This is a genomic window from Lutibaculum baratangense AMV1 (assembly GCF_000496075.1).
Lineage (GTDB): Bacteria > Pseudomonadota > Alphaproteobacteria > Rhizobiales > Tepidamorphaceae > Lutibaculum > Lutibaculum baratangense.
The window spans coordinates 274,045-292,597 of the sequence record NZ_AWXZ01000039.1 but is presented as its reverse complement, the minus strand read 5'-3'; the positions used below and the strand labels follow the sequence as shown (position 1 = coordinate 292,597).

At 68.2% G+C, this 18,553-nt stretch carries 20 protein-coding genes; 7 read left to right on the top strand and 13 right to left on the bottom strand.

Annotation, left to right across the window (positions count from 1 at the left end; translation table 11 throughout):
- Positions 1–674 precede the first annotated feature (674 nt).
- Positions 675–887 (top strand): cold-shock protein, encoded by a 213-nt coding sequence (locus N177_RS16005; protein WP_040485950.1) that lies wholly within the window; start codon positions 675–677, stop codon positions 885–887.
- Positions 888–1,097: 210 nt separating this feature from the next.
- On the opposite strand, the gene N177_RS16000 is transcribed toward N177_RS16005, so the two are convergent.
- The 11 genes from N177_RS16000 to rpoZ all read right to left on the bottom strand — a co-directional run bounded on the left by N177_RS16000 (position 1,098) and on the right by rpoZ (position 10,325).
- A complete protein-coding gene (locus tag N177_RS16000) occupies positions 1,098–1,835 on the bottom strand; it encodes a DUF1236 domain-containing protein (protein ID WP_023433430.1) in 738 nt (245 codons plus the stop codon).
- A gap of 114 nt (positions 1,836–1,949) precedes the next feature.
- Positions 1,950–2,666: a DNA repair protein RecO gene (recO, locus tag N177_RS15995; protein ID WP_023433428.1), complete on the bottom strand. Its 717-nt coding sequence runs from the start codon at positions 2,664–2,666 to the stop codon at positions 1,950–1,952.
- A gap of 21 nt (positions 2,667–2,687) precedes the next feature.
- Complete coding sequence (gene era, locus N177_RS15990) at positions 2,688–3,644, bottom strand: GTPase Era (protein ID WP_040485949.1); 957 nt, start codon at positions 3,642–3,644, stop codon at positions 2,688–2,690.
- Positions 3,641–4,339 (bottom strand): ribonuclease III, encoded by a 699-nt coding sequence (rnc, locus tag N177_RS15985; protein WP_040485948.1) that lies wholly within the window; start codon positions 4,337–4,339, stop codon positions 3,641–3,643. The genes era and rnc overlap by 4 nt, the downstream gene beginning before the upstream one ends.
- Positions 4,336–5,094: a signal peptidase I gene (lepB, locus tag N177_RS15980; protein WP_040486067.1), complete on the bottom strand. Its 759-nt coding sequence runs from the start codon at positions 5,092–5,094 to the stop codon at positions 4,336–4,338. The genes rnc and lepB overlap by 4 nt, the downstream gene beginning before the upstream one ends.
- A 99-nt stretch (positions 5,095–5,193) precedes the next feature.
- The gene (gene acpS, locus N177_RS15975) at positions 5,194–5,595 is read right to left on the bottom strand and encodes a holo-ACP synthase (protein WP_023433424.1); all 402 of its coding nucleotides are present in this window, start codon (positions 5,593–5,595) and stop codon (positions 5,194–5,196) included.
- 16 nt (positions 5,596–5,611) lie between these two features.
- Entirely contained in the window at positions 5,612–6,385 is a 774-nt protein-coding gene (locus tag N177_RS15970) for a pyridoxine 5'-phosphate synthase (protein WP_040485947.1), read from the bottom strand.
- Complete coding sequence (locus tag N177_RS15965; RefSeq protein ID WP_023433422.1) at positions 6,382–6,882, bottom strand: DUF2062 domain-containing protein; 501 nt, start codon at positions 6,880–6,882, stop codon at positions 6,382–6,384. The genes N177_RS15970 and N177_RS15965 overlap by 4 nt, the downstream gene beginning before the upstream one ends.
- A gap of 169 nt (positions 6,883–7,051) precedes the next feature.
- Positions 7,052–7,639 carry an orotate phosphoribosyltransferase gene (gene pyrE / locus N177_RS15960; RefSeq protein WP_023433421.1) on the bottom strand — a complete coding sequence of 196 codons (588 nt, stop codon included), beginning with the start codon at positions 7,637–7,639 and terminating at the stop codon, positions 7,052–7,054.
- 10 nt (positions 7,640–7,649) lie between these two features.
- Positions 7,650–9,857: a RelA/SpoT family protein gene (locus N177_RS15955; RefSeq protein WP_023433420.1), complete on the bottom strand. Its 2,208-nt coding sequence runs from the start codon at positions 9,855–9,857 to the stop codon at positions 7,650–7,652.
- A 90-nt stretch (positions 9,858–9,947) separates the two neighbouring features.
- A complete protein-coding gene (rpoZ, locus tag N177_RS15950) occupies positions 9,948–10,325 on the bottom strand; it encodes a DNA-directed RNA polymerase subunit omega (protein ID WP_023433419.1) in 378 nt (125 codons plus the stop codon).
- 117 nt (positions 10,326–10,442) lie between these two features.
- Between rpoZ and N177_RS15945 the strand changes: the two genes are divergently transcribed.
- From N177_RS15945 to map, 4 genes are all read left to right on the top strand, one after another.
- Positions 10,443–11,294 (top strand): DUF2189 domain-containing protein, encoded by an 852-nt coding sequence (locus N177_RS15945; protein WP_023433418.1) that lies wholly within the window; start codon positions 10,443–10,445, stop codon positions 11,292–11,294.
- Positions 11,295–11,420: 126 nt separating this feature from the next.
- Positions 11,421–12,038: a LabA-like NYN domain-containing protein gene (locus tag N177_RS15940; protein ID WP_023433417.1), complete on the top strand. Its 618-nt coding sequence runs from the start codon at positions 11,421–11,423 to the stop codon at positions 12,036–12,038.
- 8 nt (positions 12,039–12,046) lie between these two features.
- Positions 12,047–12,697, top strand: a complete 651-nt coding sequence (locus N177_RS15935; RefSeq protein WP_023433416.1) for a uracil-DNA glycosylase — start codon at positions 12,047–12,049, stop codon at positions 12,695–12,697.
- Between the two features lie 13 nt (positions 12,698–12,710).
- Complete coding sequence (gene map / locus N177_RS15930) at positions 12,711–13,460, top strand: type I methionyl aminopeptidase (RefSeq protein WP_023433415.1); 750 nt, start codon at positions 12,711–12,713, stop codon at positions 13,458–13,460.
- Between the two features lie 54 nt (positions 13,461–13,514).
- Here map and smpB read toward each other — a convergent pair whose 3' ends face one another.
- Together smpB and dapA are read right to left on the bottom strand one after the other, a co-directional pair.
- Positions 13,515–13,988, bottom strand: a complete 474-nt coding sequence (smpB, locus tag N177_RS15925; protein ID WP_023433414.1) for an SsrA-binding protein SmpB — start codon at positions 13,986–13,988, stop codon at positions 13,515–13,517.
- A gap of 14 nt (positions 13,989–14,002) precedes the next feature.
- Positions 14,003–14,884, bottom strand: a complete 882-nt coding sequence (dapA, locus tag N177_RS15920; protein WP_023433413.1) for a 4-hydroxy-tetrahydrodipicolinate synthase — start codon at positions 14,882–14,884, stop codon at positions 14,003–14,005.
- Positions 14,885–15,070: 186 nt separating this feature from the next.
- Between dapA and N177_RS15915 the strand changes: the two genes are divergently transcribed.
- Complete coding sequence (locus tag N177_RS15915; protein WP_023433412.1) at positions 15,071–17,500, top strand: lytic transglycosylase domain-containing protein; 2,430 nt, start codon at positions 15,071–15,073, stop codon at positions 17,498–17,500.
- Positions 17,500–18,399, top strand: a complete 900-nt coding sequence (locus N177_RS15910) for an alpha/beta fold hydrolase (RefSeq protein ID WP_023433411.1) — start codon at positions 17,500–17,502, stop codon at positions 18,397–18,399. Before N177_RS15915 ends, N177_RS15910 begins: the two co-directional genes overlap by 1 nt.
- The last annotated feature ends 154 nt before the right edge of the window (positions 18,400–18,553 follow it).

The window sequence follows — 18,553 nt, the reverse complement described above, 5'->3', positions numbered from 1 at the left end:
GGACCGACGAAGGGCCGCCGCAAGCGACGACCCTTCCATTGTCGGTCCGCGGAGCGGGCTCCAAGACCGGTGCGATGCCTGCGAGATCAGGCAGCGCGGATTCCTGCAGAGGCACGAATCCAGGTCAGTGCAGCCGAAGCACGCGGCGTAAGACAATGAGACACTGGATCACCTCCTTTCTGCTGTTGACGACAAGAAATAGAATGCAGATTCGCACCCCCTGACGCAACGTGCGGCATGCCGAACTTATGTGCAGCGCGCGAGGGGGCACCCCCGGCATCCCGACGCCGAGCAAGAGCCCCGGCAAGGGAGTCCTTCGACGTTGTTGCAGTCAGCCGCCGGATCGACTTCCGACAAGTCGTCGGCACCCGCGAGACGAGTGGGTCCGACGCCGTTACCCGCCACGGTTTGCACAATGACTGAGGCCGGCAGGAGTTGGCGCACAAGCGGCCGAAGGGGTACTTGCGCGTGCGCGTTCAGCTCCATTTTCCGCTTGCCAGCCCATGAAGAGCCTCGCATAAATGAAGGCGTATCGATCAACGGCACGGACGACTTTGCGCCGCTTCCACCGAGACGGCCTGCTGCAAGAGAGCTCCTTCCCCGCACATCGATGACGGCAACGGCTCGCGCGAGCGGGCTTCGAACAACACTTTGGACTTGAGAAAGGGTCTCCCATGGCTAGGGGAACCGTGAAGTGGTTTAACACCCAGAAGGGCTATGGCTTCATCCAGCCGGACTCGGGTGGCAAGGACGCCTTCGTCCATATCAGCGCCGTGCAGCGGGCCGGCCTGACGGAACTCCAGGAAGGCCAGAAGATCGAGTACGAGTTGGTCACCGACCGTCGCAGCGGCAAGGAAGCTGCCGACAACCTGCGCGTCACGGGCTGATCGTGCGGGCCCACGCGAGGCTCGCCACTCGCCCTGGGCCCCTGCACCGGACGCCGCCATCTCGGAGGTGTCACCCGCGTCCACGCGCGGGATGCAATGCCTGATGCCGTGCGTGCGGCATGATGAACGAAGCCGCCGGGCCCAGCCGGCGGCTTTTGCATATCTGGAGGCGCCGCCTCGGGAGCGGCGGCGCCGACGCGAGCGTCTCGCTCAGCGCATGACGTAGACGACCTGGCGGGTGCCGGGATCGACGAGCACGGGGCGGTCGTTCACGTAGGTGTACTGGTACTCGTAGTCGGGCACCCGGTGCAGGACCACGCGATCCGGCAGCGCGACACCTACCTCCACCTGCCGCTCGATCACCACCGGCTCGACACGGTTCCGCGTCACATAGGTGGTGACGGTTTCCGGCGGCTCGAGCGCTGCCCCCGTCAGCGCGCCGGCGGCACCGCCGATCGCCGCGCCGACCGGTCCGCCGACGATGGCGCCTGCGGTCGCCCCCGTGGCCGCTCCGGCCAGGGCGCCCTCGCCCGACTGCCCGCTGCGCGTCGTGACGGTCGTCTGGCCGGCGAACTGGTCCCGCTGCGCATAGAAGTCTCGATCCGCGTAGTACTGGTCCCAGTACGTGGCCGTGTCGTAGCTCGCCACCGGCACTTCGACCCGCGCCTCGGCGACGATCGCGCCGTCGCTCGAATAGGCGAGGCTCTCGCCGGAGACCCAGCCGCGCGCCGAAGCCGCCGTCACGTCGCACCAGGTCCGTCCTTCGAGACAGGCATAGATCTCGACGTCCGCGTCCACGGGAAGAGCGGTCACGATGGGATATTCCGGGCCGGGCCCGGCGCGGACGTTCAGGGCAGAGGTCGTGTACGCGGACTCCGCCTGGGCGGCGACCGGGAGGGCAGAGGCGGCCACGGCCGCCAAGGTCCCGAGCAAGATCGAACGGTTCATCTTCCTACTCCTTCCGCAACATCGGATGCGCCATGAACGGCGCCTGGAAGATGCCGTTCCTGCGGCCGCGGAAAGACCCCTCGTTTGCCGGTATGTCGCCGCAATCGCAGATGATCAGTCGAGAGATCCGATGAGCCGGGCCCGCTCCGGAGGCAGACACAGGCCCCGCGGCTCGAGGACGTGCCGGCCGAGGAAGAAGCCGGTCAGGCGGAAGGCATCGGACACATCCGCGGCGGAGACGGCAGCCGCTTCCTCGTCGAGGAGGAAGCGCGGCAGCTTCAGGAGACGGTCGGCATAGGCTTGCCCGGCCTCGCGGCTCACGGCACGACCCGAGCGCGGCGATACCCAGACCAGGTCCTCGACGGTGCCCGTCACCGCGCACGACGTGAGGTCGAGGCCGAAGCCGAACTCGGCGAGGAGCAGCAGTTCGAACCTCGCGAGATCCGCCGCTCCCTGCCGCTTGCGGGGCAATTGCAACACGAGATGGCGGAAGGCGTCGTGCAGCCCCTCATGCGGATCACGCTCCGGCAGGAGCCGCAGATGGGCGGCCGCCACCGCGAAGCCGTAGAGCGCGTGCGAGCTCTGCATCAGCGTCGCGGCATGTCCCTCTTCCAGCTCGAGCGCGAAGAGGCCCAGATGCTCATCGAGCCGCGCTCGCCAGACAGCCGTGACGGCGTTTCCCGGCTGGAGGACGGCCTGCATGCGCTTTGACCGGCCGCCACGCACGAGTCCCATGTGCCGGCCGCGGCCGCGGGTGAAGACCTCCACGACCGCGGAACTCTCGCCGTGGCGTCTCACGCCGAGGATGACGCCCTCATCGCTCCATTCCATGCGCGAACGGCACCTCGACCGTCAGTCCGTGGGAAACTCCAGTCCCATCTCGCGGTAGCGCTCGGGATCGTCGCTCCACTTCTCCCGCACCTTCACGAAGAGGAAGAGGTGCACCTTCCGCTCCAGGATCTCCTCGAGCTCCCTGCGAGACTGCGCGCCGATCTCCTTGATCATCTGACCCTTCTTGCCGAGGACGATGCCGCGCTGGCTGTCGCGGGCGACATAGATCACCTGCTCGACGCGAAGCGACCCGTCCTTCAGCGGCTTCCACTGCTCCGTCTCGACCATCGACTCGTAGGGCAGCTCCTCGTGGAGGCGAATGAAGAGCTTCTCCCGCGTGATCTCGGCCGCGAGCTGCTTCACGGGGTAGTCCGAGACCTGGTCCTCGGGATAGAGCCAGGGCCCGGGAGGCATCGCCTTCGCCACCGCCTCGAGCAGGTCGGCGCAGCCGTCTCCCGTCAAGGCCGAGATCATGAAGGTCGCCTCGAACTTGAGCTGGGCGTTCAGCCGCGCGACGATCTCGAGGAGCGTGTCGCGCTTCACCGTGTCGATCTTGTTGAGGCAGAGGAGCCGGGGAATCGGCACGTCGGCGAGACGCTCGAGTATCTCCATCGTCTCCGGCTCGCGGGCCTTGCGCACGTCGATCAGGAGCACGACGAGATCGGCGTCCTTGGCGCCGCTCCACGCCGTCTTCAGCATCGCGCTGTCGAGCCGCCGCCGCGGCCGGAAGATGCCGGGCGTGTCGACGAAGATCACCTGCGAGTTGCCGTGCATGGCGATGCCGCGCACCAGCGTGCGCGTCGTCTGCACCTTGTGGGTGACGATCGAGACCTTCTCGCCGACGAGCTGGTTCAGGAGCGTCGACTTGCCCGCGTTCGGCGCACCGATAAGAGCCGCGAAGCCGCAGCGCCTGTCGCCGTGCTCCGGATCGTCCGGCGTGTTCGCCTCCGGCTGCTGGGAATCCGTCTGATCCGTCATGGCTTCGCGCCCTTCCATACCCGTTCGCGGACCAGCATCGCCTCTGCCGCGCTCTGTTCCGCGATGCGCTTAGACGAGCCCTGGCCCGTTGCGGGCCTGACGCCCTCCACCTGCACCTCGACCGTGAAGACGGGCGCGTGATCGGGACCCGCGCGCTCCACCTCCCGGTAGGCCGGCGTGCGCTGATGCCCCTGCGAATGCGCCCATTCCTGCAGCGCCGTCTTCGCGTCCTTCAGCCGCTCCACCTTCTGGGCGAGGCGGTCGCCCCAGTAGCGCTCGATGAAGCCGCGCGCGGCCTCGAGGCCGCCGTCGACGTAGAGCGCGCCCATCACGGCCTCGCACACGTCGGCCAGGATCGCATCCTTGGTTCGCCCGCCGGACGTGCTCTCGCCCGGCCCCAGCCGGATGTGGCGGCCAAGATCCGCCTCCCGCGCCACCTCGGCGCAGGTCTCCCGCCGGACGAGCCGCGTGAAGCGGGGGGAAAGCTCCCCCTCGTCCGCCTTCGGATACATCCGGAACAGCGCGTCGGCGACGACCAGGCCCAGGACCCTGTCGCCCAGGAACTCGAGGCGCTGATAGGTCTCGCCGCCTCCCTGGACGCTGGCATGCGTCAGCGCGCGCACCAGGAGCTCGGGGTCTGAGAACGCGTGGCCCAGTCGTTCGGTGAGCGCGGCGAGGTCGCCACGTGCGGTCATTCCACCGTCGAAAACAGGCGTCCCCACCGAACGCTCGTCGGCCATTTCCAGAACTCCCAGATGCTGGTGTCCTCGTCGATCGAGAAGAACACGAGCTCGGCCCGACCGACGAGATTGTCGAAGGGCACGTAGCCGACCGCGCTCAGCACCCGGCTGTCGGTCGAGTTGTCGCGGTTGTCGCCCATCATGAAATAGTGCCCCTCGGGCACCTGATAAACATCGGTGTTGTCGCTCAACCCGTTCGGCGTCAGGTCGAGCACCTCGTAGCTCTTGCCGTTCGGCAGCGTCTCCCGGTAGCGCGGAACCCGCGTCACCCGGCCGCTGGGGTCGATCGCTACATAGTCGTCCACCCGCTCGCGCGGCACCTCGTCGCCATTGATGTAGACGAGGCCCTCGCGGACCTGCACCTCGTCACCGGGAAGACCGATCACCCGCTTGATGTAGTCGGTCTTGGAATCGCGCGGCAGCTTGAAGACGACGACGTCGCCACGCTCCGGCTCGCCCTCCCAGACGCGGCCTTCAAACGGCGGCAGCCCGAACGGGAAGGAATGCCGGCTGTAGCCGTACGCATACTTGGACACGAAGAGATAGTCGCCGATCAGAAGCGTCGACATCATCGAGCCGGAGGGGATGTTGAACGGCTGGAAGAGGAAGGTGCGCACGACCAGCGCCAGGAGCAGGGCCTGGATGATGACGCGGACGGTTTCGCCGAACCCGCCCTCCTCTTTCGACTTCTTGTCGGTCATGACATTCATGTTTCTGATGTCCGGCACGCGGGCGGGTTGGCCGTTGCTATAGCGGCTTCGTTCCAGCCCCGCAATCGAGGCAGGCGCGGTCGATGGTCGCCCGTCCCGTCACCGACGCGGCAGCGCCTGGATGATGACGAGCGCCTGGGCCATGGGCCAGTCGTCGGTGATGGTCAGCTGGATGTCGGCCTCGTGCCCGTCCGGCACCATGGCCTTCAGGCGCTCCGCCGCCCCGCCGGTGAGCTGCATCGTGGGACGGCCGCTCGGCAGGTTCACGACGCCGAGGTCACGCCAGTAGACGCCGCTCCGGAAGCCCGTGCCGAGCGCCTTGGAGCAGGCTTCCTTGGCCGCGTACCGCTTCGCGTAGGAGGCGGCGCGCAGGCGCCGGCGGTCCGACTTCCTCTGCTCCACCTCCGTGAAGATACGCTGGACGAAGCGGTCGCCGTAGCGCTCGAGCGTCTTCTCCACCCGGCGGATGTCGATGATGTCGTTGCCGATGCCGAGGATCATGCGGTGCGGGTTCCTGTCAGGATGCGGCGCGGCGCTCCTCGCGCGCCCGGTCCATCATCGTGCGCATGCGCCGTATCGCGGAGTCGAGCCCTCCGAAGATCGCCTCGCCGATGAGGAAGTGGCCGATATTGAGCTCGACGATCTGGGGCATCGCCGCCACCGGCCCCACCGTCTCGAATGTCAGCCCATGCCCCGCATGGACCTCGAGCCCGGCCTCTGCCGCGAACGCCGCGCCACGGCGCAGCTTCTCCAGCTCGCGCTCGCGGGCAGGCCCGTCTGCGGTGGCGGCATGATCGCAATAGGCGCCCGTGTGGAGCTCGACGACCGCCGCCTCGGAGCGCGCCGCGGCCTCGATCTGCCGCTCGTCGGCCTCGATGAAGAGCGAGACGCGCATGCCGGCGCCGGCGAGCTGCGAGATGAACGGGAAGAGCTGTCGCTCCTGCCCCGCCACGTCGAGGCCGCCCTCCGTCGTGCGCTCCTCGCGCCGCTCGGGAACGAGGCAGACCGCGTGCGGCAGATGCCGGAGCGCGATCTCCACCATCTCCGGCGTCGCAGCCATCTCGAGGTTCAGCGGCTTCGTGATCTCCGCCCTCAGCCGCGCGATGTCGTCGTCGCTGATATGGCGCCGATCCTCGCGCAGATGCGCGGTGATACCGTCCGCGCCAGCGTCGACGGCCGCGTGCGCCGCCCGCACGGGATCGGGATGACGGCCGCCGCGCGCGTTGCGGATGGTCGCCACATGGTCGATGTTCACGCCGAGCCGCAACCCGGACCTCGCACGCTCGCTCACGCTTCACCTCTCACCGATTGCGCCTTCAGGAGACGTCGCTCGTGCAGTCTGTCAAGCACGCGGCGCTTGCGGTTCTCCTGGTAGATTCGCACGGCTCGCCGCACGGGGAAATAGAAGACGAACCAGGCGATCACGCCGATCGGCACGCCGGCCACCAGCATCGGCTTCAGGAGCGGCCACATCGTGTCGAGCGATTCGTTGAAGAGCCCCCCGGCGAGCCTCGCCGGCGAGGGCCCCTCCCCCTCGAGGCCGAGCATCCAGCTGCCGACCCGGTACGTGCCGGCCCAGATGAACGGAAAGGTCAGCGGATTGCCGATCGCCGTGCCGAGTGCCGAAGCCAGCAGGTTGCCGCGGGTGATGTAGGCGACAACCGCCCCGAGGATGAAGTGGAAGCCGACGAGCGGCGTGCACGAGGCGAAGACGCCCGAGGCGAAGCCGGCGGCCACGGCGTGCGGGCTGCCGGTCATGCGCAGCACCCGCTTCTGGATGTAGCGCATGGAGCGTCCCCAGCTCCGGCGGGGCCAGACGGCGACGCGGAACCTCTCCCAGAATTGTGGCTTGGTGCGGCGGGCAAATAGCATGTCGGGTTCAGGTCGGGTGGGTCGACGCCATTTCGGGCGGGAACGACACTATCAGCGACAAAGATGTTAAAATTCCGGCCCTCCGTCAGGCCTTGAGGAAACGGCTGCCTGGCTTGACCGCCTCGGTCGCCGCGAGATCCTGCGGCACCTCGTCCGGGGCGTAGGTCGGGATCTCGAGCGCCGCAAGCGGGACGAGCGGCACGCCGAGATCGGCCTTGCCGCCGGACCTGTCGATGAGGCACGCCGCCGCCGTCGTGCGACCGCCGGCGGCCTCGATCGCCTCGATCGTCTCGCGCGAGGAAAGGCCCGTCGTGACGATGTCCTCCATCATCAGGCAGCGCGCGCCGGGCTCGATCGCGAAGCCGCGGCGCAGCGTGAACCGTCCCTCGACCCGCTCCATGAAGACGGCCGGCACGCCGAGCTGCCGGCCCATCTCGTAACCCACCACGACGCCGCCCATCGCCGGAGAGACGACGAGATCGAACGGGCCGAGGCCGGCCGCGCGGATCTTCTCGGCCAGTGCCGAGCACAGCCGGGCCCCGCGCCGCGCGTCCATCATGACCCGCGCGCACTGGAGATATTTCGGGCTGTGCCGCCCCGACGAGAGGATGAAATGCCCCTCGAGCAGGGCCCCCGCGTCGCGAAACTCGCGCAAGACCTCTTCCCGTTCCACGTCGCCCCCTTCAGCCATTCACCCGAGTCACGGAATTGACCACCCTGTCGCCCTTCAGGAGCGAGATGATCGAGTTCAGGTGCTTCACGTCCCAGACCTCCACGTCGATGACCATGTCGTGGAAGTCCTCCCCGCGCTTCACCATCTTCACGTTGTCGATATTCGCGTCGTTCTCGCCGATGATCTTGGCGATGCGTCCGAGCGATCCCGGCTCGTTGCGCGCGCCGATCTTGATCTGCGCGGGAAACCGCTCCGGGAACTCGTCGTCGATGTCCCAGCGGACGTCGATCCAGCGCTCGGGAAACTCGTCGAACTTCTGAAGCTCCGGCGACTGGATCGGATAGATCGTGATCCCTTCGCCCGGCGTGAAGATGCCGACGATACGGTCTCCCGGAACGGCTCCGCCCTCGGGGGAGAACTTCACCGGCAGGTCGCCCTGGACACCGCGGATCGGGATCGGGTTCGCGCGCCCGTCGCTCTCCTCGGGCACATGGAACTTGAGTCCCACCGCCCGCTCGATGCCGAACCAGCCGGCCTCGTTGCCCGTCGCGGAGGAGTGCTGGTGACGTGCTTCCTGGTAATCGGGGTGGACCGCCTTCAGAACGTCGCCGGCCGGCAGGTCGCCGCGGCCGACGGCGGCCAGCGCATCCTCCACGCTCGCCTGGGCGAGGCGCCTGAGGCAGGTGCCTAGTCGCTCGTCGGAATACGGCTTGCCCGCCCTGTCGAACACGCGCTGCACGATCTGCCGGCCGAGGCCGCTGTACTGTCTCCGGGTCGCTTCCCTGGTGGCCCGCCGGATGGCCGAGCGGGCCTTGCCGGTGATGGCGATCCCTTCCCAGGCGGCGGACGGCGTCTGGCCGGGCGACGTGAGGATCTCCACCTCGTCGCCGTTCGACAGCGCACCGATCAGCGGGGCGTGCCGGCCGTTGATCTTGCTGCCGATCGCCGTGTTCCCGACGTCGGTGTGGACGGCATAGGCGAAGTCGATCGCCGTCGCCCCCCGCGGCAGTGCGATCAGCCGCCCCTTCGGCGTGAAGCAGAAAACCTGGTCCTGGAACAGCTCGAGCTTCGTGTGCTCGAGGAACTCCTCGGGCGTGTTGCCTTCGGCCAGCATCTCCATGAGGCGCCTGAGCCAGCGGTAGGCGCCGCTCTCGGCGGCCATCCGATTGCCGGTCTTGACCTCGATCCCGTCCTTGTAGAGGGGATGCGCGGCGATGCCGTACTCGGCCACCTCGTTCATGCCGTAGGTGCGGATCTGCAGCTCGACGCGCCTGTGCCCGGGGCCGATGACGGTCGTGTGGATGGAGCGGTAGTCGTTCTGCTTCGGCGTCGAGATGTAGTCCTTGTACCGGCCGGGCACCATTCGCCAGGTCGTGTTGACGATGCCGAGGGCCTGGTAGCAGTCCGCAACGGTGTCGACCACGACGCGGAACCCGATGATGTCGGAGAGCTGCTCGAAGGAGAGCTTCTTCTGCTCCATCTTCCGGAAGATCGAGAACGGGCGCTTCTCCCGCCCCGTCACCTGCGCCTTGATGCCCTGCTGCCCGAGCTTGTCCTTCAGCGCCACCTCGATCTCGGCGATCGCCGCGGCATTCGCCTCCCGCGAAGCCGCCAGACGGTTCACGATCATCTGGTAGGCCTCGGGCTGAAGCTGCCGGAAGGCGAGCTCCTCGAGCTCCTCGCGCATCCACTGGATGCCCATGCGGCCGGCAAGCGGCGCGTAGAGATCCATCGTCTCCTCGGCGATGCGGTTGCGCTTCGCCTCGGGCACGTATTCCAGCGTGCGCATGTTGTGCAGGCGATCGGCGAGCTTCACCAGAAGGACGCGCACGTCCTTCGAGATCGCCAGCATGAACTTGCGCAGGTTCTCGGCCTGCTCGACCCGCTTGGACACGAGGTCGAGCTTCTTCATCTTCGTCAGACCGTCGACCAGCGCGCCGATCTCCTTGCCGAACAGCCGGTCGATCTCGTCGCGGGTGGTGTCGGTATCCTCGATCGTGTCGTGCAGGAGCGCCGCCGCGATCGTTGCGTCGTCGAGCTTCAGGTCCGTCAGGATCGCGGCAACTTCGAGGGGATGCGAGAAATAGGGGTCGCCCGAGGCGCGCTTCTGCAGTCCATGCGCCTTCATCGCATAGACATAAGCCCGGTTCAGGAGGTTCTCGTCGGCATCAGGGTCGTACGCGGTGACGCGTTCGACAAGCTCATACTGCCGCATCATCGAGGGTTCACCCGGCGGCAGATCGAATCGTCAAGTCCAGGAAGACGGGGCGCGCAACCCGTATGCGAGCCCCTTCATCGCCCGCGCGGATCACTCCCGGTCTTCGGGAGGCGTCAGGCCTTCGAGCCCCCTCAGGAGGTCCTCCTCGGACATGCGATCGAACTGCACGCTGTCGTCCTCGCCCGTGTCGCCGCCGGCGGCCGCAGGAAGCGCCGTGGGCTCGGGCTCGGGCTCGTCGACTTCCACATAGCGCTGCAGCGAGTGGATGAGCTCCTCGCGCAGATCCTCGGGCGAAACGGTCTCGTCCGCGATCTCGCGCAGGGCGACGACCGCGTTCTTGTCGTTGTCGCGATCCACCGTCAGCGGCGCGCCATTCGAGAGCATCCGCGAGCGATGGGAAGCCAGCAGAACCAGCTCGAAGCGGTTCTCGACCTTGTCAACACAATCTTCTACCGTCACGCGCGCCATGACAGTCGGCTCCTTCAGGCGATGGAGTGGGTTATTGGCCGATATACGCGGTCGGCACTGGTGACGCAAGGGCGCGACAGGCGACCGTCTCCGGCGAGGCATGCGGATGGGGAAGAGATGACGGAAGACGCGATCCGCGGGGTGGCCGCCTCGAAAATGCGGAAGGGCGATCCCGCCATCGCCAGCATCGGGGTCGCGGAAGTCGGCGCCGTCCTGGTGCTGGGGATGCGGGACCTGCGCCGCGCCCCGGTCCTGGGAGCCGCGATCGGCCTACTCTTCGTCGCCGGCGGCTGGTTCATATATGCCCTCGTGGCACTGGCCGACCTCCTCTTCCTCGCCTATCCGCTGGCTGCGGGCTTCACGCTCCTCGGACCGTTCGCGGCAATCGCCCTCTACGACGTCAGCCGGCGGCTCGAAACGGTGGATCGACTGTCCTGGCGAGAGGTGCTGGGCACGGTGCTCGGCCCCGGCGCCCGGAGCCTCGGCTGGATGCCAATGCTCAACCTCTTCGTCTTCATCATCTGGATCGACGTGGCGGCGGCCCTGTTCCTGAGCTTCTTCGGCCTGACGAGGATGGAAGCCGGCGAGTTCCTCAGCGAGCTCTTCACCACGACACACGGCCTCCTCTTCCTCGCGCTCGGCAACGCCGTCGGCGCCATATTCGCCGTGGGCGTCTACGCCTCGACCGTTCTGGCCTATCCAATGCTCCTCGACCGCGACACGAATTTCGTCACCGCGATCGCGACGAGCTGGCGGGCAGTCCGGGCGAACCCGGTTCCGATGCTCCTCTACGGCGTCCTCGTCGCCGTCCTCACCTTCCTCGCCATCCTCCCGGCGCTCCTCGGCCTGATTCTCGCCCTGCCACTCTTCGGCCACACGAGTTGGCATCTCTACCGCCGGGTCGTCCGATGGGAGGAGCCGGGAGAGGTGCGGGCCGAAGGCGTTGACACGGCACATCGCGCGGCTTAGCCACCCCGCTACCGGCTTGCTTGCCGGAAATCGCCGACGTGCCGATAGCGTGCGCCATTCCATTGCCGGCGCCTCAACCACATTTTCACGCGGGCCGCATAACCGCCTCCCCGCGAGAGGTTTCCCATGAAGTTCACGCCCAACGAACGCATTGCCGTCTTCATCGACGGCGCAAATCTTTATGCCACTGCCCGCTCGCTGAATTTCGACATCGACTATCGCCGCCTGCTCGGCCTGTTCGACGAGCAGGGCTATCTCGTCCGCGCCTTCTACTACACGGCGCTCGCGGACGATCAGGAGTATTCCTCCATCCGCCCGCTCATCGACTGGCTCGACTACAACGGCTATACCGTCGTCACGAAGCCGATGAAGGAGTTCACCGACGCCAGCGGCCGCCGCAAGGTGAAGGGCAACATGGACATCGAGCTCGCCGTCGACGCGATGGAGATGGCCGAGCACATCGACCACATGGTGCTGTTCTCGGGCGACGGCGACTTCCGCTCCCTCGTCGAGGCGATCCAGCGCAAGGGCAAGCGCGTCAGCGTCGTCTCGACCGTCTCGGTCCAGCCGCCGATGATCGCGGACGAGCTCAGGCGCCAGGCCGATCACTTCATCGACATCGCCAAGCTCGTGAAGCAGATCGGCCGGGACCCGGCGGAACGCGCGGCGCGGCGCGAGGCGAGCGAGCGCACCTACCGGCCCGCGGAGCCGGCGGACGACCTCGAGGAGTTCTTCGACCGCTGAACGCCGCCATGTCGCTCGCCGCCTACGAACCCGGGCGCGACTGCCCGCTCTGCCCGCGCCTCGTCGAGTTCCGCGAGCGCAACCGCGAGCGCCTGCCCGGTTGCTTCAACGCGCCGGTGCCGAGCTTCGGCCCAGTCGACGCGCGCGTGCTGATCGTCGGGCTCGCGCCCGGCCTGAAGGGCGCCAACTGCACCGGCCGGCCCTTCACCGGCGACTATGCCGGCGACCTCCTCTACGACACGCTGCCCCGCTACGGCTTCGCCCGCGGCAGATATCTCGGGAGACCCGACGACGGGTTCGAGCTCGTCGACTGCAGGATCGTCAACGGTGTGCGCTGCGTGCCGCCAGAGAACAAGCCGACGGGCGCCGAGATCAAGACCTGCCGGCAGTTCCTCGTGCCGGCGATCGCGGAGATGGAGAACCTGCGGGTCGTCGTGATGATGGGCCGGATCGCCCACGACACGGGCCTCACGGCGCTGGGCCTGCGCCGTGGGGATTTCCCCTTCGGCCACAATGCCAGGCACGAGGCCGGCCGCTTCGTCATCCGCGACACCTATCACTGCTCGCGCTACAACACGCAGACGGGCCGGCTGACGCCCGAGATGTTCCAAGCCGTCTTCGCCGGCGTGCGTGCGGATCTCGGCGTCGACGAGACATGAGACGACACACGGAATGACGATCACGAACCAGGATGAGCTGGACGGGTTGAAAGCGATCGGCCGCATCGTCGCCAAGACCATGCACACCATGGCAGGGGCGATGGAGCCCGGCATGACGACGAGAGAGCTGGACGAGATCGGCCGCGAGTTCCTGGAGCGCGAAGGTGCGGTTTCGGCGCCGGAATCCACCTATGACTTCCCCGGCGCGACCTGCATCAGCGTGAACGAAGAGATCGCGCATGGCGTCCCCGGCAGCCGGATCCTCGCCGCCGGCGATCTCGTCAATCTCGACGTCTCAGCCTCGAAGAACGGCTATTTCGCGGATACCGGCGCCACGTTCCGCCTGGAGCCGGTCCGACCCCCGCTCGATCGGCTGTGCCGCGACGGAAAGCGTGCGATGCAGATCGGCATCGCGCAGGTCGGCAGCGGCCGGCCGCTGGCTGGCATCGGCAACGCCATCGGCCGCTTCGCCGAGAAGCGCGGTTACACCTTGATCCGGAACCTCGCCAGTCACGGCGTCGGCCGGGCTCTTCACGAGTATCCCGAGGAGGTCGCGACCTGGCCCGACAAGGGCGAGAGACGTCGGATGCACAAGGGACTGGTGCTGACCGTCGAGCCGTTCCTGTCCCGTGGCGGAATGTGGGCTCGGGACGGCGAAGACGACTGGACGCTCTACAGCGAGCCGTCCGCGCCGGTCGTGCAGTATGAGCACACCGTGGTCGCGACGGACCAAGGGGCGGTCATCGTCACCCTCCCGGGCTGAACCGCAGTCCCGGGCGCCCTGTACGTGCGTCCCGACTGAACCGGCTCGCGCCGCTCAGTTGTTCTCCTTGAGGATGCGCGCCTTGTCGCGCTGCCAGCTGCGCTCCTTCATCGCCTGCCGCTTGTCGTGCTGCTTCTTGCCCCTGGCGACGGCGATCTCGAGCTTCGCCATGCCGCGCGGGTCGAAATAGAGCTTCAGGGGCACGACCGTCATGCCCTCCTTGTTGACCGCCCCCATCAGGCGGCCGATCTCGCGCTTGTGCAGCAACAGCTTCCGCGGCCGCTTCGGCTCGTGGTTGAAGCGGTTCGCCGGGCCATACTCGGGGATGTTGGCGTTGAAGAGCCACATCTCGCCGCCGGACTCGCCGGCATAGGATTCGGCGAGGCTCGCCTTGCCGCCGCGCAGCGACTTCACCTCCGTGCCGGTCAGGGCGATGCCGGCCTCGAACGTGTCCTGCAGCTCGTAGTCGAAGCGGGCGCGCCGGTTCTCCGACACGATCCTGCGCGCGGGGGCTCCACGAGGGGCCATGACTCTTCACTCTCTCAACTGTTCAGGAGGCCCGCATGCACCATCGCGGCGCGGACCTCGAGGCGGGTCGGCTCCGTCACCTCCACGATGGGCAGGCGGACATCCGCCGCGCACTTGCCGAGGAGCGACACGGCATACTTGGTCGGCGCCGGGTTCGTTTCCAAGAACAGCGCCCGGTGAAGCGGCATGAGGCGGTCCTGCATCTCCAGCGCCTTGGCGTAGTCGCCGGCGAGGCAGGCCTCCTGGAACTCCGCGCAAAGACGCGGCGCGACGTTGGACGTGACCGAGATGCAGCCGACCCCGCCATGCGCCATGAAGCCGAGCGCCGTCGGGTCCTCGCCCGAGAGCTGGATGAACTCCTTGCCGGAGGCCTGCCGCTGCAGGCTGACGCGGGCGAGATTCGCCGTCGCGTCCTTCACCCCGACGATGTTCGGGCAGTCCTTCGACAGGCGCGCCATCGTCTCGACCGACATGTCGATCACGCTGCGCGGCGGAATGTTGTAGATGATCAGCGGCAGGTCGACCGCATCGTGAATCGCCTTGTAGTGGCGGTACAGCCCCTCCTGGCCGGGCTTGTTGTAGTAGGGCGTGACGACGAGGATCGCATCCGCGCCGGCCTGCTTGGCGTGCTGGCCGAGATCGATCGCCTCGGCGGTGTTGTTCGACCCGGCGCCGGCGATCACGGGCACGCGGCCCGCCGCCACCTCGACGCACAGCTCCACGACCCGCTTGTGCTCGTCATGGCTCAGCGTCGGCGACTCGCCGGTCGTGCCGACCGGCACCACACCGTGACTGCCCTCCGCGATCTGCCACTCGACGAAGGCCTGGAAAGCCTCGGCATCGACCTCGCCATCCCGAAACGGCGTGATCAGTGCCGTAATCGAACCTCTGAACATGAATAACCCTCGTCGACGGAACGGCTGCGGCCGCCCTCAAGAAAACGCCTCGCGGCAGGCGGCCAACATAGAAACTGGGCTCAAGCTGAACAAGGCCGCATGACGCGAGGCGAGCGTTGTCACGATGTCGCCTCAACAGGCCGACAGTATTGCTTTGTCAACCATTCGGGGCGATCGTTCTCGCTTATGCACAACTATCGTCTGTTGCGCGCCGGCGCGACGGCCGTGATGGCCTGCGCGGCAATTTCGGCAGCACCGCTGCTCCACTCCGGGTGGAGCGGCTCGACACCTGCCTCGGCCAGCGAGAGGGCGGGCGAAGACGCGCGTCCCGGGGCCGAAGAGGTCGCGAAGACGGAGGCGGCGACACCCCCTTCGGACGAGGCGACGGCCTCGGAGGGCGACGACGAAGGCGCCACGCCCGAGGAGGAGATGGCCGCCACCCCGGCTCCGGAGGAGAACGAGGTCGCGGAGGACGCCGTCTCCACCGAGGAGGCCGCGGCGGCGATTCCCCTTCCGCCGGTGTCCCCGCGGGCGGCTGACGCAGACGAGGCCGAGGCCCCCGCCCCGGTGGCCAGCCTCGAGGGCCACCCGATGCCGCGCCTGCGGCCGGCCGACGACGACTTGCCCTGGCGCCTCCGCCCGGTCGTCGATCGCGCGACGGCGCAACGGGTGTCGGCCGTGCTGAGCGACCTCTTCGCGAAACGCTTCTCCGACGCCCTGGCCGGCAAGGAGCGCCTCGACGACCCCGCCGCGCAGAGCCTCGTCGAGTTCCTGTACGTGAGGGACGCCTCGAGCCACGCGCCCTGGCGCCGCATCCGCAGCTTTCTCGACGAGCATCCGGAGTGGCCCTCGCGCGACCTGATCGAGAGGCGCTTCGAGGTCGCGCTCTTCTCCCAGAAGGCGGCTCCCGGAGACGTCATGGAGGTCTTTGCGGGACGCCCGCCCGAGACGAATCTCGGTCGGCTCGCGCTCGCCCAGGCGCACATGGCGCAGGGACGGCGGAACGAGGCCCGAACGGTCGCGGCGGAGCTCTGGCGCAGCACGAAGCTGACCGCGGCGGAGGAGAAGCTCGTCGACGAGCGGCTGGGCGAGCTCCTGACGGAGGCCGATCACCGGGCCCGCGCGGTGCGCATGGTCTACACGAGCGAATTGCGCGACGCGCTATCGCTGGCGAAGCGGCTGAAGGGCGACGACCAGAAGCTGGTGGAGGCGGCGGCGAAGGCTCTCCAGGGCGACAAGAAGGCGCAGGAGGCCCTGGACAAGCTGCCGAAGAAGCTCGGCGAGCAGCCGGTCGCCCTGTTCGCGAAGGCGCGCCTTGCGCGTCGCGCCGGCGAGGAAGAGGAAGCCGGCCGCATCCTCATGAAGGCGCCCGCCGACGAGGACGCGCTGGCGGCGCCGGACGAATGGTGGCTCGAACAGAAGCTCGCCTCCCGCTGGCTCCTGGAGCGCGGCCGCGCGAAGGAAGCCTACGCGCTGACGCTGAAGCATGCGGCCCAGTCGCCGGCCGAGCGGTCGGACGCCGAGTGGCAGGCGGGCTGGATCGCGCTGCGCTTCCTCGACAGGCCGGCGGACGCGATCGGGCATTTCGCCGAGGCGCTGAGCGTCGTGTCCCTTCCCATCAGCGTCTCCCGCGGCGAGTACTGGCTCGGCCGCGCGCACGAGGCGAACGGCGACCGGACAAAGGCGGCCGAGCATTACCGCAAGGCCGGCGAGCACTTCTCCACCTATTACGGCCAGCTCGCCCTCGAGCGGCTCGGCGTGGACTCCCTGCCCGGTGCCCATAAGCCGCTCATCGCCCACGCCGCGCTCCGCCACGCCGAGACGCAGGAGCCGGTGAAGGCGATCAGGCTGTTGTGGCAGCTCGGCCATGAAAGCCTCGCCACGCAGCTGATGACGTCGCTCGCGCGTGAAACCCGGTCGACCGCCATCCGCGTCGGAGTTGCCGAGCTCGCCCACGAGCTCAAGCTTCCCTCCACCACTCTCGCGATCGGCAAGCTCGGCACCTATGCCGGCGACCCGACGGAGTACTATTCCTTCACGACCGACGGACTGCCGGCCTACCCGGTCATCGGTGCGCCGGTCGATCCCGCCCTCGTCTACGCGATCGCGCGGCAGGAGAGCGTCTTCAACGCGACCGCCCGCAGCCATGCCGGGGCGCAGGGGCTGATGCAGCTCATGCCGGCGACGGCGCGGATGACCGCGCAGGCCTACGGTCAGGCCTACCACGAATCCCGCCTCACCCAGGACCCGACCTACAACGTGATGATCGGCGCCGCGCATCTCGGGCAGCTCATGGAGCGGTTCGAAGGCTCCTACCCGATGGTCTTCGCGGCCTACAATGCCGGCGGAGGGCGGATCTACGAGTGGAACCGCCGCTTCGGCGACCCGCGCAAGGGCGAGATCGATCCCGTCGACTGGGTGGAGTTCATCCCCTACGGCGAGACCCGCAACTACGTGCAGCGGGTGATGGAAGGCATGCAGGTCTACCGGGCGCGGCTGGGCGATGGGGGCCTGCGCATCGCCGAGGACCTCGGCGCCCGCGCCGCCGCGCCGATTCAGGAGGCGCGAGAGACCTCCACCCTTCCTGCGCCGACAGAGGCCGGCCTTTCCCGCTGATGGCAGATGACCGGGTCGAGACGATCGAGCGCTTCGTCAGGGCCGGCGACGGGCTGCGCCTCTTCGTTCGCGATCACCGCCCGCGCGATGCCGCACCGCGGGCTCCTCTGGTCTGCCTTCCCGGCCTGACGCGGGACGGCCGCGATTTCGAGGCCCTCGCACGGCACTTCACCCGGCATGAGCAGTCCTCGCGGCGCGTGGTGACGATCGATTTCCGCGGCCGCGGCCGCTCGGACCACGATGCCGACGCCGCGAACTACAACGTCCTTCGCGAGACGCAGGACGTGATCGAAGCCCTCGCCGCTCTCGGAATCGACCATGCCGTCCTCATAGGCACGTCCCGAGGAGGCCTCGTGACGATGCAGCTCGCGGCGACGCGGCCCGAGCTCGTCGCCGGCGCGGTGCTGAACGACATCGGCCCCGTGCTCGAGATCTCCGGCTTGCGCAAGATCGGCGCCGCCCTCGCCGCGACACGTGCGCCCTCGGATTGGGCCGACGCGGCACACCGCCTCCGCTCCGTCTATGGCGCGGACTTTCCGCATGTGGACGAGGCGGGATGGGCGGCCATGGCGGCGCGCACCTATGTCGAGCGCGACGGGCGACCGGCCGCTCCCTACGACGAAAGGCTCGCCACGCCGCTGCGCGACCTGCCCGAGGACGTCTCGTTGCCGGCCATGTGGCCGCAGTTCGACGCGCTCGCCGCTTCGGGCCCCGTGCTCGTGCTGCGCGGCGCGAACTCCGCGCTCCTGTCGCAGGCGACGGTCGGCGCGATGCTCGGGCGTCGCCATGGTGTCCGCGCGCTCACCGTGCCGGATGTCGGCCATCCGGCCCCGCTCGCCACGCCGGCGGAGTTCGCCGCCATCGAGACGCTGCTGGACGAAGTCGACCGACCGGCCTGATCAGCGGCCCGCAGACGGCCGGCGCACACCCTTGCCTCACGACGCCCGTGCGCGGACCGGCGCATCCCTCGCCCCTCTGGCCCGTGCCACACCCCCCTCTAAACGAAAGAAGCCCCGGCGGACGAACCGCCGGGGATTCCTGGTCAGGCGATGG

Bases quoted from the DNA above. Each gene is read 5' to 3' on its own strand.
- smpB (WP_023433414.1), bottom strand. From the start codon at position 13,988: ATGGCCCCTCGTGGAGCCCCCGCGCGCAGGATCGTGTCGGAGAACCGG.
- N177_RS15955 (WP_023433420.1), bottom strand. From the start codon at position 9,857: ATGATGCGGCAGTATGAGCTTGTCGAACGCGTCACCGCGTACGACCCT.
- N177_RS15940 (WP_023433417.1), top strand. From the start codon at position 11,421: ATGAAGTTCACGCCCAACGAACGCATTGCCGTCTTCATCGACGGCGCA.
- N177_RS15935 (WP_023433416.1), top strand. From the start codon at position 12,047: ATGTCGCTCGCCGCCTACGAACCCGGGCGCGACTGCCCGCTCTGCCCG.
- map (WP_023433415.1), top strand. From the start codon at position 12,711: ATGACGATCACGAACCAGGATGAGCTGGACGGGTTGAAAGCGATCGGC.
- N177_RS15910 (WP_023433411.1), top strand. From the start codon at position 17,500: ATGGCAGATGACCGGGTCGAGACGATCGAGCGCTTCGTCAGGGCCGGC.
- acpS (WP_023433424.1), bottom strand. From the start codon at position 5,595: ATGATCCTCGGCATCGGCAACGACATCATCGACATCCGCCGGGTGGAG.
- recO (WP_023433428.1), bottom strand. From the start codon at position 2,666: ATGGAATGGAGCGATGAGGGCGTCATCCTCGGCGTGAGACGCCACGGC.
- N177_RS15915 (WP_023433412.1), top strand. From the start codon at position 15,071: ATGCACAACTATCGTCTGTTGCGCGCCGGCGCGACGGCCGTGATGGCC.
- lepB (WP_040486067.1), bottom strand. From the start codon at position 5,094: ATGAATGTCATGACCGACAAGAAGTCGAAAGAGGAGGGCGGGTTCGGC.
- N177_RS15965 (WP_023433422.1), bottom strand. From the start codon at position 6,882: ATGCGCTACATCCAGAAGCGGGTGCTGCGCATGACCGGCAGCCCGCAC.
- N177_RS16000 (WP_023433430.1), bottom strand. From the start codon at position 1,835: ATGAACCGTTCGATCTTGCTCGGGACCTTGGCGGCCGTGGCCGCCTCT.
- N177_RS15945 (WP_023433418.1), top strand. From the start codon at position 10,443: ATGACGGAAGACGCGATCCGCGGGGTGGCCGCCTCGAAAATGCGGAAG.
- rnc (WP_040485948.1), bottom strand. From the start codon at position 4,339: ATGACCGCACGTGGCGACCTCGCCGCGCTCACCGAACGACTGGGCCAC.
- era (WP_040485949.1), bottom strand. From the start codon at position 3,644: ATGACGGATCAGACGGATTCCCAGCAGCCGGAGGCGAACACGCCGGAC.
- rpoZ (WP_023433419.1), bottom strand. From the start codon at position 10,325: ATGGCGCGCGTGACGGTAGAAGATTGTGTTGACAAGGTCGAGAACCGC.
- dapA (WP_023433413.1), bottom strand. From the start codon at position 14,884: ATGTTCAGAGGTTCGATTACGGCACTGATCACGCCGTTTCGGGATGGC.
- N177_RS16005 (WP_040485950.1), top strand. From the start codon at position 675: ATGGCTAGGGGAACCGTGAAGTGGTTTAACACCCAGAAGGGCTATGGC.